Source organism: Dyadobacter sp. SG02 (assembly GCF_900109045.1).
GTDB lineage: Bacteria > Bacteroidota > Bacteroidia > Cytophagales > Spirosomataceae > Dyadobacter.
Window position 1 is genome coordinate 170,943 of record NZ_FNYL01000006.1, and the last position, 12,811, is coordinate 183,753.

The 12,811-nt window shown below is 48.9% G+C and carries 12 protein-coding genes; 7 read left to right on the forward strand and 5 right to left on the reverse strand.

Annotated features, from left to right (window positions below; translation table 11 throughout):
- Positions 1-36 precede the first annotated feature (36 nt).
- The 4 genes from BMW93_RS16050 to trmD all read left to right on the forward strand — a co-directional run bounded on the left by BMW93_RS16050 (position 37) and on the right by trmD (position 3,567).
- On the forward strand, positions 37-1,548 hold the full coding sequence (locus BMW93_RS16050) for an OmpA family protein (RefSeq protein WP_090378100.1): 1,512 nt from the start codon (positions 37-39) through the stop codon (positions 1,546-1,548).
- Positions 1,549-1,688: 140 nt separating this feature from the next.
- Positions 1,689-2,249 (forward strand): 30S ribosomal protein S16, encoded by a 561-nt coding sequence (locus BMW93_RS16055; RefSeq protein ID WP_090378103.1) that lies wholly within the window; start codon positions 1,689-1,691, stop codon positions 2,247-2,249.
- Positions 2,250-2,342: 93 nt separating this feature from the next.
- Positions 2,343-2,903 carry a ribosome maturation factor RimM gene (gene rimM / locus BMW93_RS16060; protein WP_090378106.1) on the forward strand — a complete coding sequence of 187 codons (561 nt, stop codon included), beginning with the start codon at positions 2,343-2,345 and terminating at the stop codon, positions 2,901-2,903.
- Positions 2,893-3,567 carry a tRNA (guanosine(37)-N1)-methyltransferase TrmD gene (gene trmD / locus BMW93_RS16065; RefSeq protein WP_090378852.1) on the forward strand — a complete coding sequence of 225 codons (675 nt, stop codon included), beginning with the start codon at positions 2,893-2,895 and terminating at the stop codon, positions 3,565-3,567. Before rimM ends, trmD begins: the two co-directional genes overlap by 11 nt.
- Before the next feature lie 47 nt (positions 3,568-3,614).
- Here the strand turns inward: trmD and BMW93_RS16070 are convergent, their stop codons facing one another.
- Both BMW93_RS16070 and BMW93_RS16075 read right to left on the reverse strand, forming a co-directional pair.
- Positions 3,615-4,058 carry a GNAT family N-acetyltransferase gene (locus BMW93_RS16070; protein WP_090378109.1) on the reverse strand — a complete coding sequence of 148 codons (444 nt, stop codon included), beginning with the start codon at positions 4,056-4,058 and terminating at the stop codon, positions 3,615-3,617.
- A 51-nt stretch (positions 4,059-4,109) separates the two neighbouring features.
- The gene (locus BMW93_RS16075) at positions 4,110-5,141 is read right to left on the reverse strand and encodes an RluA family pseudouridine synthase (protein WP_090378112.1); all 1,032 of its coding nucleotides are present in this window, start codon (positions 5,139-5,141) and stop codon (positions 4,110-4,112) included.
- A 38-nt stretch (positions 5,142-5,179) separates the two neighbouring features.
- Between BMW93_RS16075 and BMW93_RS16080 the strand changes: the two genes are divergently transcribed.
- The gene (locus BMW93_RS16080) at positions 5,180-6,076 is read left to right on the forward strand and encodes a 1-aminocyclopropane-1-carboxylate deaminase/D-cysteine desulfhydrase (protein WP_229240499.1); all 897 of its coding nucleotides are present in this window, start codon (positions 5,180-5,182) and stop codon (positions 6,074-6,076) included.
- Here BMW93_RS16080 and BMW93_RS16085 read toward each other — a convergent pair.
- From BMW93_RS16085 to rfaD, 3 genes are all read right to left on the reverse strand, one after another.
- Positions 6,066-8,339 (reverse strand): cation:proton antiporter, encoded by a 2,274-nt coding sequence (locus BMW93_RS16085; RefSeq protein ID WP_090378115.1) that lies wholly within the window; start codon positions 8,337-8,339, stop codon positions 6,066-6,068. The genes BMW93_RS16080 and BMW93_RS16085 overlap by 11 nt on opposite strands.
- 99 nt (positions 8,340-8,438) lie before the next feature.
- Positions 8,439-9,884 carry a Fe-S cluster assembly protein SufB gene (sufB, locus tag BMW93_RS16090; protein ID WP_090378118.1) on the reverse strand — a complete coding sequence of 482 codons (1,446 nt, stop codon included), beginning with the start codon at positions 9,882-9,884 and terminating at the stop codon, positions 8,439-8,441.
- 192 nt (positions 9,885-10,076) lie between these two features.
- The gene (gene rfaD / locus BMW93_RS16095) at positions 10,077-11,042 is read right to left on the reverse strand and encodes an ADP-glyceromanno-heptose 6-epimerase (protein WP_090378121.1); all 966 of its coding nucleotides are present in this window, start codon (positions 11,040-11,042) and stop codon (positions 10,077-10,079) included.
- Positions 11,043-11,219: 177 nt separating this feature from the next.
- On the opposite strand from rfaD, the gene BMW93_RS16100 reads away from it, so the two are divergent.
- Both BMW93_RS16100 and lpxB read left to right on the forward strand, forming a co-directional pair.
- A complete protein-coding gene (locus BMW93_RS16100) occupies positions 11,220-11,639 on the forward strand; it encodes a 6-carboxytetrahydropterin synthase (RefSeq protein WP_090378858.1) in 420 nt (139 codons plus the stop codon).
- Between the two features lie 39 nt (positions 11,640-11,678).
- Positions 11,679-12,785: a lipid-A-disaccharide synthase gene (gene lpxB, locus BMW93_RS16105; protein WP_090378124.1), complete on the forward strand. Its 1,107-nt coding sequence runs from the start codon at positions 11,679-11,681 to the stop codon at positions 12,783-12,785.
- Positions 12,786-12,811: the final 26 nt, after the last annotated feature.

The following is a 12,811-nucleotide window of genomic DNA, read 5'->3' on the forward strand; positions in this document are numbered from 1 at the left end:
CTATATTTGAATTGAATCACATAACGCGTGTTTCCCATGAAGAAAAAGAATCTTTACGTTGCTTTACTTTGTTCTACCCTCCTGAGTTACAATACGCACGCCCAAAACCGTACGTATGAAGGACCTAATAAAATGAATACCTGGTCGATCACAGGTTACGGAGGTATTACAAAATTCTTCGGAGATTTGACCCAGTACAATGGCTTCAGGCGTGGAGACCGGGAAGAACTGACAGGTGCATGGGGGCTCTCCGTGAACAAGCAGCTCACACCACTACTAGGTATCCAGCTGACGGGCTACAACGGTCGCCTTCAGGGTGCCAAAGACAATCACAAGAGTTCACTGACCGGTGATACTTACAGCGCCACTTTCAACAGCCCTTCATTTGTTCAGCTGACATTGGACGGAACACTTAATGTGAACCGTTTGCTGCTCGGTTACAACAAATTGCGCCGCTGGAAGGTAGATGCTCACCTGGGAGGTGGTATCATCTACTACCACACAGATGTAGATTACACCAACATCACCAAAGGCGGTGCCGAGAAACATTTCTCTACCAACACCGACGCCAGCTCGAAAACAGCCGGTAAATGGGAACGCAACGGATCCACTTACACACGCGAATGGGTAGTACCGGTAGGTTTTACAGTTCACTACGAACTTAGCTCACGGTTCGACCTTGGCCTGGATTACACACATAACTTTGTGAATACTGAAAAACTTGATGCGACTGTTGGCGGATTGAGCGACTACGATTCACAACAAGGTATCTGGACCTTCGCAAAGGGAGATTCTAAAAACGATGCTTACGGAATGCTTTCACTGGCGCTTACTTACAAACTTGGTAAGAACGCGGTAAGAGCGAAAGACGGTAAATACGATCCGGCAGCGGGCCGTTACCACCTGCGTTGGGCTAACCCTCAGCAGCTGATCCCGGTTCCTTACAACCCGACAATGAACGATGCGGATTCCATCGCGAAAGCTAATATGCCTAAGCCTGTTGACCCACGTCTTTACACTGACTCCGATGGTGACGGCGTAGCCGACCTGTTCGACAAAGAAGCGAACACACCAGCAGGTAGCATTGTATCAGGTGGTGGTGTAGCATTGGATATCGACAAAATTATCCGCGACGCGATCAAAAATAACCTGCCGAAAGACGAATGCGAAGCGTTGTTCAGCAACATCGAATTCGATACAGATAAAGCGATCATCCGCAATCCATCGAAAGAAACACTCAGCAAAGTGGTTGAACTGTTGAACATGCGTACCAACTGCCGCATTGTTCTCGTAGGTCACACAGATGCCCGTGCTTCGGACAGCTACAACGTATCCCTGTCACGTCGTCGTGTGGATGCAGCGAAACGCTTCCTGGTTCGCGCTGGTTTGACAGATCCTAGCCGTATCATTACTGAATATTACGGTGAATATCGCCCGATCGCGGAAAACACCACTGTGGAAGGTCTTCAATCTAACCGTCGTGTTGAGATCAAGATCCTGCCTAACAATACAATCCGCTCTACTTACCCGGCTGGTTTCCGCCGCTAGTAGTTGCACCGATATACTGGAAAAGGAGACAAGAAATTGTCTCCTTTTTTATTTGCCTATATCCGAAAACAGGAAAGTTTTGCGTACCTTTGCACCCTGTTTAATTACGGGACGAGTTCCCAACCATAACAAATTCACAAATGGCAGTTAAAATCAGATTAGCGCGTCGGGGACGCAAAAAGAAAGCGATCTATGATATCGTAGTCGCAGATGCCAGAGCACCACGTGATGGTCGCTTCATCGAAAAATTGGGTATCTACAACCCAGGTACCAACCCTGCTTCCATCGTTTTGGAATCAGACAAAGCAGTTGACTGGCTTTTGAAAGGTGCTCAGCCAACTGACACAGCTCGCTCAATTTTGCAACACGAAGGCGTATTGCTCCGCAAGCACTTGCAAGTAGGTGTTTTGAAAGGTGCTATCACGCAGGAAGTTGCAGATTCACGTTTCGAAGAGTGGAAAGGTTCTAAGACAGACCGTAAAACCACTGCTGCCGATACTTTGGCAGCGCAGAAAGAGGCTGACAAGAAAGCGAAACTTGACGCTGAGCGTAAAGTTAATGATGCCCGTGCTGAGGCGATCGCCAAGAAAAATGCTCCTCCTGTGGAAGAAGTTGCTACCGAAGAAGTGGTTGATGAAGCCGCTACTGAAGAAGCTGCTACCGATGCAGCAGACGCTCCGGCAGAAGAGTCAGCAGAATAATTTAATGTACATACATTGCGCTATGGGTCTGTCGGTATTCCGCACAGACTCATATTGTTTTATATAGAACCAAAAAAATATTAAATCCCGCAAATGACACAGGACAACTGTTATTTATTGGGCTATATCGTGCGGACCCATGGCACCGCAGGGAATGTGGTAATTTATCTGGATGTGGATTATCCGGATGATTATGAAGACCTGGAAACGGTTTACGTCGAGATTAAGGGCGAACTGGTGCCTTATTTTATTGAAGACATCAACCTGCAAAAGCAAAGCAATGCGATCGTTACCTTCGAGGATGTCGACACCATTGTGAAAGCACAGGCGCTCGTAGGTAGCTCGCTTTACCTGCCATTGGAAGATCTGAATGAGCTTGGCGACGACGAGTTCTATTACCACGAAATCAAGGGTTTCAAGGTTGTGGACGAGACGAAGGGAGAACTGGGCATCGTGCGCGAAGTGTATTCCCTGAATGGACAGGATCTGATCGCGATGGATTACCAGGGTTCCGAAGTGCTGATTCCCACTGCGAACGACATTGTTATCAAAGCCGATAAGGAAGCCAAATCACTGCTGGTAAATCTGCCGGAAGGCCTGTTGGAGGTTTATCTCGATAACTCATCAGAAAGCGTTCCCGATGATGCGGATTGATATATTGAGCTGTGTTCCAAGTTTGCTCGACAGCTTTTTCGCACATTCGATATTGAAGCGGGCGCAGCAGGCCAACCACGTGGAAGTCGTAATCCACGATATCCGTGACTATTCCACGAACAAACACCGCACAATCGACGATTACGCATTCGGCGGCGGCGCGGGAATGGTATTGCAGATCGAACCGATCGCACGCTGCATACGTGCGCTGCAAAGTGAGCGCGGATACGACGAGATCATTTACCTTACCCCTGACGGCGAACAAATGCAGCAGCGGATGGTCAACCAGCTTTCATTGAAAGGCAACCTGATGATGCTCTGCGGGCATTACAAGGGTGTAGATCAGCGCGTGCGTGATATGTTCGTGACGAAGGAAATCAGCATTGGCGACTACGTGCTTTCAGGGGGCGAACTGGCTGCCGCTGTGCTGGCGGACGCTATTATCCGTCTTATTCCGGGCGTGCTGAACGACGAGACTTCCGCATTGACCGATTCGTTTCAGGACAATCTGCTGGCGCCGCCGGTATATTCCCGCCCGGCCGATTTTGAAGGCCGTAGAGTGCCCGAAATCCTGATGTCGGGGCATGAAGCGAAGATCGAGGAATGGCGTTACGAGCAGTCGCTCAAAAGAACCAAAGAAAGAAGGCCGGACCTGCTGCAATAGCAACCGGGTCCAGCCTTCAGAGTATCTTCATTAACGCTGCGTAACCTTTAAAAATCCAGGTTACAGTTGATCCATTCGTTATCGAAATTGGTGCCGTATTTGCGGTAGAAATTGACCGCCGACGTATTCCAGTCGAGCACCTGCCACATCATTCCGGTACAGCCTACATTTTTAGCGGCTACGACCGTCGCGTCGAAAAGGATCTTACCGATCCCGTTACCGCGCATTGATTCGGTCACAATAATATCCTCCATATAAAGCCGCTTTCCCTTCCAGGTGGAGTAGCGGTAGTAGTACAGACAAAGCCCGATGATCTTCGAATCGACTTCGGCAACGAAAAAATCAAACAGCTTTTCGTGGTAGTCGCGGGTCATTTTGTCAACATTATTAGTCACCTGGTTCAAAGCCCGTTCGTAGATCGCAAGCTCCTTCACCAGTTCAAAAATTGCGGGTATATCCTCTGCTGTACCCTGCCTGGTCGAGATATTCATGATTAGTGGTTTATTGATTAGAAAGGTTAAGAATCGAGAATATACTATTTCCTACTGAGAGTTCACATAGTTTTCCCATTTTTCAAGGATAGCCTGAAAATTTTCGGGTAATTCGGTGTCGAACTGGATCCATTGACGGGTCGTAGGATGGACGAACCCGAGCGATTTGGCATGCAATGCCTGGCCGGGAATGAGGCTGAAACCGTTTTCAACCATTGCCTTGTAGCTACCGCTTGAGACACCCCGCAGGATCTTGTCTCCCCCGTACATGGGGTCGTTGAAGATCGGGTGGCCGATATGCTTCATGTGTGCGCGTATCTGGTGTGTGCGACCGGTTTCCAGGTTGCATTTGATCATCGATACGTAGCGGAGCGGTTTGATGACTTCGTAATGCGTCACGGCGCGCTTGCCCTGGCTGCCGTCCACATACACATCCATGACGCGCCTGTCGCGTACGCTGCGCCCGATGTGGCCGGTAACCGTGCCTTTATCAACTTTGGGTTCGCCCCATATCAATGCGTGATAGGTACGTTCTATTGAATGATCGGCAAACTGGCTGGCGAGGAAAGTCATCGCAAACTCGGTTTTGGCGATCACAAGCAGGCCGGAAGTGTCCTTGTCGATGCGGTGTACCAATCCCGGGCGTCCTTCGCCATTCCGGCCGGTTGGGAGTTGTTGAAAATGATATACTAATCCGTTGATCAATGTACCTGTCCAATTGCCGTAAGCCGGGTGTACGACCATTCCAGCCGGTTTGTTAATGATCATCAGCACATCGTCTTCGTAAACGATATTCAACGCAAGATTCTCGGGCAGGATTTCTGTGTCGCGCGGCGGCTCGGGGAGCGAAAGCGTAATTACATCTAGCGGCTTGACCTTGTAACTGGCCTTCGTCGGCTGGCCGTTTACCTTTACAGCCTCAGCTTCGATCCCGTTTTGTATTTTTGTCCGTGAAGCATTCGCGACGTGAAGATTCAGGAATTTATCGAGCCGCATGAGGCTTTGGCCTTTGTCGGCGACAATGCGGTAATGTTCAAATAAATCGTCCTCATCCGAGGCAATATCAACAAGTTCTACGGACATTATTTTTTAATTTACTATCAACAAAATTACCAAAATAAGTGGATTTACTGAGCCCGTCGATTCCTACCCCGTTGCAGCAGCTCTCGAATGCGGAGATCGAAAAGGCAGGAGTACAGCTATACATTAAGCGCGACGACCTCATTCACCCGGCCGTTTCGGGAAACAAATGGCGTAAGCTGAAATACAACTTGCTCGATGCGCAGGCGAAAGGAATGCGGGCGGTGCTGACGTTTGGCGGGGCGTTTTCGAATCATTTGTACGCGACAGCGGCTGCGGGTAATGCATTAGGTTTACAAACCATCGGTATCGTCCGTGGATTGGAATTGGAAGGGAAGGAAAACGCAACCCTGCAATTCTGCCGTGAGCAGGGAATGCAGCTGCATTTCGTTTCGCGCGAAGAATACAGGCAACGCCATTCGGAAGCATATGTTAAAGACATGGTCGCGCGGTTTGGCAATCCTTACCACATTCCGGAAGGCGGTACCACGGAACTGGCATTAACAGGCGTGGCGGAAATGGTATTTGAAATAAAAGATCAACTGGGGACGATACCTGATTTCATAGCCACGGCAGCGGGAACCGGTGGGACGGCCGCAGGAATCCTTTCCGCAGGAGCCGATGTGCTTGCATTTTCCGCATTAAAAGGCGGTGGTTTTCTCCAGGAAGACATTCGTCAGCTTTTGAAAGAATGTAAACAGCCCGGAAATCTTACATTGCTGACAGACTACCATTTCGGCGGCTATGCCAAATGGAACAATGATCTACTGCATTTTATGCAAGATTTTCGGGCCGAATTTGACATCCAGTTGGAGCAGGTATACACAGCCAAGATGCTTTACGGCCTCTTCGACCTTCTTCAAAAAGGCTATTTTAATGCCGGAACCAAGATCGTAGCCGTGCATACCGGCGGATTGCAAGGGCTAATCAAGGCGTAGCCACCTCGACTTCTTCCTCACTATTGGCTGGTTTATTGGACATGAATTCCTTGATCAATTCCCTGTCGCCGGCGATCCACAGTACGTCCTGGTTTTCGATGATCATCGACGAATCCGGATTGAGAATGCGTTCGCCGTTGCGTTCCAGCCCGACGATCATGCCGTGCGTCATTTCACGGATCTGGCTGTCACGGATCGTTTTGCCCCGGATATTATGCTGCGTTTTCACTTCCACGCGTTCGAGCACGACGCTATCCTCGTGCGCCATATACACGTCGCCATTGGTACTCACCTCGATATGACTCCTGAACACATCCAGCTGATCATCCGTACCGATTACCTCGATACGGTCGCAGGGATAAAGTAGTTCCGTGGGGCGCGGCAAATGGATAGTCTTGCTCCCACGCTCGATCAGCACCACGTTAATTCCGAAATTTTCCCTGATTTTGAGCTCCTGCAAGCTTTTTCCGATCATATTGGAATCTGCACTTACTTCCAGGAATGCAAAGTGCGCGTCCCAGGGTAGCAATATCTTTTTAGATTTACCACTTCCTTCCAACTGTCTTGCATTGAGATTTTGCAGGAACCGATCTTCGATTTTGTGATAAAACTGTTGAAGTCTCTGGTAAAAAATGGCGAAACCGAGCACCATAATGCCGCCCGCTACGATGAATGCGGTCTTGGTCGAGAAGAACGAATTAAGCAGGAAAGCCATCAGCAAAATGGCGATCACCACTCTCGAAAGTTCAAGCAGTAAAAGTGGCCCACGGCTGTACTTGCGGCTGAGCCAAATGGCCGAATATGCTTTCCTGTGGCCTCTTTTGAAAACCAATGCCCACAAGAACGGGGATATTAAAAGGAATGTAATGCCAAACAGCACCGAGTTGGTGAGGAACGTCTCGGGCACGCGTGTATGCAACTGCTGCGCGAGCTGCCGCGAGGCCGCGAGGATAATCCCTACTACGACAACCGAGTTCAAAATCACCGTTTGCGCGTACGATTTAAGGATTTCGTTCCATTGCGTCGTGTGAACGATGGTTTCCGTGCTGGTACTGTACCGGTTGAGATAGAGTCGCCATTTTTCGGGAAGGCGTTTGTCGAGCCATTCATACAGTGGTTCGGAGGCCTTCATCATGTACGGCGTCGCAAACGTGGTGATCACGGAAACCCCGACGGCGATCGGGTAGAGGAAACCGCTCGTTACTTTCAGGGAAAGGCCCAGATTGGCGATGATGAACGAGAATTCCCCGATTTGGGATAAACTCATACCCGATTGCAACGATTTTTTCAAAGGCTGCCCGGAAATGACCGCTCCTAATGTGACAAATGTCGTTTTGCCTAACATTACGACGAGTACTAAGATAGCCGTAGGTACCGCATATTCCAGCAATAATCCGGGGTTGATCAACATTCCTACTGAAATGAAGAATACCGCTCCGAAAAGATCCTTAACCGGTTTAAGTAAATGTTCGATCTTTTCCGCATGGGTAGTTTCAGCCAGAATGGAACCCATGATAAATGCGCCTAGTGCCGCCGAAAATCCCGCTTTGGTAACCAGGAATACCATTCCAAAACACAACGCGACGGACGTGATCAGTACGCTTTCGTCGTTCATCAGATGCCGGTAGCGGCGAAGCAGGGTAGGGAATACGAAAATTCCACCCAGGAACCAGATTGTGAGGAAAAAGAAGAGTTTCAGGCTCGATTGTATTAATTCAAATCCCGCAAACTGCTGGCTCAGCGACAATGTCGAAAGTAATACCATCAGCAAAACTGCGGTAAGGTCTTCGATGACGAGAATACCCATTACCACGCGGGTAAATTTCTGGGTTTTCAGGCCCAGCTCGTCGAATGCACGGAAAATAATGGTCGTAGATGAAATGGCGATGATACCGCCGAGAAAAAGGCTGTCGGTTTTGCTCCAACCGAGTAACTGACCGGTCAGAAAACCGGTGCCGAGCATCATCGCGACTTCGAACAGACCGGTAATGGCAGCCGTGTTACCGACTTTGACCAGTTTTTTAAAACTAAACTCTAAACCCAGGTTGAAGAGCAGGAATATCACCCCGATCTCCGCCCAGATTTCGATGGTTTTAATGTCGGTGATTGTGGGAAACAAATGGAAATTCGGCCCAACAAGTAATCCGGCCAAAATGTAACCCAGCACAATGGGCTGCTTCAATTTCTTGAAGATTACGGTAATGATACCGGCCATTGTGAGAATGAGCGACAGGTCAATGATTAGCTGTGGAACGTGGGTCATGAAGGGTGGATCGTTGATGGAAAAAATTACTAGGATCAATAAAATACAAAAAGCCTTCGACGAATCAAAGGCTTTCTGTGTTTTATCTTATCGGGAATTTTAACCTACGCTTCCTTCCAGGCTGATTTCCAGTAGCTTTTGCGCTTCAACGGCAAATTCCATCGGAAGCTGGTTTAATACTTCTTTAGCATAGCCATTCACGATCAATGCAACCGCTTGTTCGGTAGGAATACCGCGCTGGTTACAGTAGAAAAGAATGTCTTCGCCGATCTTCGATGTCGTCGCTTCGTGCTCTACGGTCGCCGACGGGTTGTTCACTTCGATGTAAGGGAACGTATGCGCACCGCATTTGTCGCCGAGCAACAGGGAGTCGCATTGCGAGAAGTTACGTGCTTTTTCCGCCTTTTTGAATACCTGAACCAATCCGCGGTAGGAGTTCTGGCTTTTTCCGGCCGAAATACCTTTCGAAACGATCCGGCTTTTGGTGTTTTTACCAATGTGGATCATCTTGGTACCGGTATCGGCTTGCTGCATGTTGTTGGTCACAGCCACCGAGTAGAACTCACCGATCGAGTTGTCGCCTTTCAGGATCACCGAGGGGTATTTCCAGGTAATCGCTGAACCGGTTTCAACTTGCGTCCAGGAGATTTTCGAATTAGGGCCGTCGCAAAGGCCGCGTTTTGTTACGAAGTTATAGATGCCGCCTTTTCCGTCCTTATCGCCTGGGTACCAGTTCTGTACGGTCGAGTATTTGACGTTTGCATTGTCGTGCGCAAAGATTTCAACCACCGCAGCGTGCAGCTGGTTTTCATCACGCATCGGCGCTGTACATCCTTCCAGGTAGCTCACGTGGCTGTCTTCGTCGCCGATGATCAGCGTTCTTTCGAACTGGCCTGTTCCGGCTGCATTGATACGGAAATAGGTCGACAACTCCATCGGGCAGCGAACGCCTTTCGGAATGTATACGAATGATCCGTCGGAGAAAACCGCCGAATTCAATGCGGCATAGTAGTTATCCTTGGGCGGTACAACCGAACCCAGGTATTTTTTCACCAGTTCCGGATGTTCGCGGATCGCCTCGCTAATCGAGCAGAAAATAATGCCTTTTTCTTTAAGCGTGTCTTTGAATGTCGTGAAAACCGATTCGGAGTCCATTACCGCGTCGACCGCGATACCGGAAATCCTTTTTTGCTCATTCAAAGAAATCCCCAGCCTTTCGAAAGTATTGCGCAACTCGGGATCGATGTCGTCAATGCTCTCGACAGCCTTCTTTTTCTTCGGCGCCGAGTAATATTTGATAGACTGGAATTCGATGGGCGGGTAATGCACGTTCGGCCATTTGGGCTCATCCATGGTGAGCCACAGATGGTACGCTTTCAGGCGCCATTGCAGCATCCATTCGGGTTCGTTCTTTTTGGCAGAGATAAATCTGACAATATCGTCACTAAGGCCCGGAGGGGCCTCATCTGCTTCAATATCAGTCACAAAGCCGTATTTGTATTCCGAACTGGTGATTTCCTCCAACAATTCTTCTTCTTTGCTCATAGTCGTAATAATGTCACACTCTGGTTGCTATCATGCTAACACAGAGAAGTGGGATTGAGTTTATTCAGAGGGTCAAAAATACGGAAAATTGTGGAGATTCCGGCAGTGGCCGGTGGAAATAGGTTTCAGACCCGTAAAACAAAAAAGACCCGCCGGGGCAGGTCTTTTAAGAGTTTTGGTCAGCAAAATATCCTACAAATAGGCTGTCGAAGAGAGGTAATTTTTCACGTAATCTTCAACTCCTTCTTCCAGGCTCGTGAACGGACGGGTATATCCGACAGAGCGTAACTTGCTCATATTGGCCTGTGTGAAATACTGGTATTTGTCGCGGATATCGGCCGGGGTATCGATAAACGAAATGTCCGGTGTCTTGCCCATTGCCAGGAATGTATTGGTAACCAGGTCTTTGAATGTCCGGGCCTTCCCGCTTCCGAGGTTGTAAATGCCCGAGTTTTTACGGTGGTGCATGAAGAAAATGCAGACATCGATCAGGTCTTTCACGTAAATGAAGTCGCGCATTTGCTCGCCGTCCTTGAAATCGGGGTTATGCGAGCGGAAAAGCTTCATTTTCTCGGTCGCCTTGATCTGGTTGTAAGCATGGAAAATCACCGACGCCATACGGCCTTTGTGGTATTCGTTAGGCCCGTAAACGTTGAAGAATTTAAGTCCTGCCCAGAAAAACGGCTTTTTCTCCTGCGTCAATGCCCATTTGTCGAACTCGTTCTTGGAATCGCCGTATGGGTTGAGGGGCTTCAACTGGCCGATCGTCGACTCGTTATCGTCGTACCCGTGCTCGCCCAGTCCGTACGTAGCCGCGGACGACGCGTACACGAGGGGAATCTGGTAGGCCACGCATTTTTCCCAGATGCCTTTGGAATAATTTACATTCAGTTCATCAAAAATTTCCTTGTCGAACTCCGTGGTATCGGTACGCGCGCCGATGTGAAAAATGAATTCCACATCGCGGTTGTTCGCGTCGAGCCATTCGAAAAGTGCATTCCTTTCTACTTTTTCCTTGATCGTCTTTCCTTCGAGGTTCTCCGCTTTCTCGATTTTGGAAAAATCGTCTACTGCAATAATGTTTTTAAAGCCGTCTTGATTGAGGCGGCTGATAAGCCCGCTGCCAATAAAGCCGGCTGCTCCTGTTACGATAATCATCGCGATTATATGTTTAACGGTAAAAAGAATGCCAGATAAGAGCACAGGACCGCGCCGATCTACTCTTAAATTTTAAGGGCGAAATAGGATTTTTTTTAGTTATCCTCTTGTTAACAAACAAAACTACGGATACAAGGTGTAATTTTGCGCCAGAATTATCAAGTGGCAGGAAGTTTTATGATTTACGTAACAAGAAAAGAGCATTTCAATGCGGCGCACCGGCTTTACAACCCGGCGTGGAGTGATGAGAAAAACCAGGAAGTGTTTGGCCCCTGCGCCAACAACAACTGGCACGGGCATAATTTTGAGCTGATTGTTACGGTAAAAGGCAAGCCCGACCCTGATACGGGTTTCGTGATCGACCTGAAAGTGCTGGGCGATATCGTGAAAGAGCAGATCGTCGATAAGGTAGATCACAAGAACCTGAACCTCGACGTGGATTTTATGCAGGGCAAAATGGCTTCTTGTGAGATATTCGTCATGGAAATCTGGAATATCCTCGAACCGGCCATTGCACAGGCTGCACCTAATGCGAAACTGCACTATATCAAGCTGATAGAAACGCCTAAGAACTTTGTGGAGTATTATGGGGAATAGGTTGACCACGGATGGCCGACCATCGACCGCCGATCGCTTATGAAATATTACCTGATCGCGGGCGAGCGCTCGGGGGATTTGCATGGGTCCAATCTGATCAAGGGCATACGGGCGAATGATCCGGATGCGGAATTCCGCGGTTGGGGTGGTGATATGATGGAGGCGGAAGGGATGAGCCTTGTGACGCATTATAAGGATACCGCTTTCATGGGCTTCCTCGAAGTGGTTATGAACCTGCGGACGATCACCGGTTTTCTCAAAAAATGCAAGGCTGACGTACTCGATTACCAACCGGATGCATTGATACTCATCGATTACCCGGGGTTCAATCTTCGGATCGGTGCGTTCGCGAAATCGAAGGGGTTGAAGGTTTTCTACTACATTTCACCGAAAGTCTGGGCGTGGAACCAGAAACGTGCCTGGAAGATCAAGGCCAACGTGGATCACATGTTCGTGATCTTCCCTTTCGAGGTCGATTTCTATAAAAAATACGATTACAAAGTCGATTACGTGGGCAACCCGCTCATGGACGCCATCGCTGCATTTGAACCTGATCCTGACTTTCGTCGCACGCACAACCTCGACGACCGGCCGATTATCGCATTGCTTCCCGGGAGCCGCAAGCAAGAGATCATCGGCATGCTCGACACCATGCTGACGACGCAAGAGCATTTCCCGGGCCACCAATATGTCATAGCAGGCGTCAAGAATCTGCCTTCTGCATTGTATGATCAGTACTTATCCAGCGGCAAGGCAGTGATCGTATACGAAAGTACTTACGATCTGCTTTCCATTGCCGACGCTGCACTCGTGACGTCCGGTACGGCCACTCTGGAAACAGCATTGCTCAAAGTGCCGGAAGTGGTTTGCTACCGCACGAGTGCCATTTCCTATGCATTGGCCAAACGGCTGATCCGCATTCCGTTTATTTCTCTGGTGAACCTGATTTTGGAGAAGGAAGCTGTGCGTGAACTGATCCAGGATGAGTTGAATGAGGAAAACCTGGTTGCCGAATTGAAACGAATTCTTCCTGGTGGCAGCAAGCACGAGCAGCAAATGCGGGATTATGAGCGTCTTGCGGACGTGGTTGGCGGTGCCGGAGCGTCGGAGCGGACAGGAGCATTGATTGCAAAATACCTTCAATAAACAAAAAATCAACACAAATGACCCTA

Coding starts and splice junctions, on each gene's coding strand:
- BMW93_RS16050 (WP_090378100.1), top strand. CDS start 37: ATGAAGAAAAAGAATCTTTACGTTGCTTTACTTTGTTCTACCCTCCTG.
- BMW93_RS16055 (WP_090378103.1), top strand. CDS start 1,689: ATGGCAGTTAAAATCAGATTAGCGCGTCGGGGACGCAAAAAGAAAGCG.
- rimM (WP_090378106.1), top strand. CDS start 2,343: ATGACACAGGACAACTGTTATTTATTGGGCTATATCGTGCGGACCCAT.
- trmD (WP_090378852.1), top strand. CDS start 2,893: ATGCGGATTGATATATTGAGCTGTGTTCCAAGTTTGCTCGACAGCTTT.
- BMW93_RS16070 (WP_090378109.1), bottom strand. CDS start 4,058: ATGAATATCTCGACCAGGCAGGGTACAGCAGAGGATATACCCGCAATT.
- BMW93_RS16075 (WP_090378112.1), bottom strand. CDS start 5,141: ATGTCCGTAGAACTTGTTGATATTGCCTCGGATGAGGACGATTTATTT.
- BMW93_RS16085 (WP_090378115.1), bottom strand. CDS start 8,339: ATGACCCACGTTCCACAGCTAATCATTGACCTGTCGCTCATTCTCACA.
- sufB (WP_090378118.1), bottom strand. CDS start 9,884: ATGAGCAAAGAAGAAGAATTGTTGGAGGAAATCACCAGTTCGGAATAC.
- rfaD (WP_090378121.1), bottom strand. CDS start 11,042: ATGATTATCGTAACAGGAGCAGCCGGCTTTATTGGCAGCGGGCTTATC.
- BMW93_RS16100 (WP_090378858.1), top strand. CDS start 11,220: ATGATTTACGTAACAAGAAAAGAGCATTTCAATGCGGCGCACCGGCTT.
- lpxB (WP_090378124.1), top strand. CDS start 11,679: ATGAAATATTACCTGATCGCGGGCGAGCGCTCGGGGGATTTGCATGGG.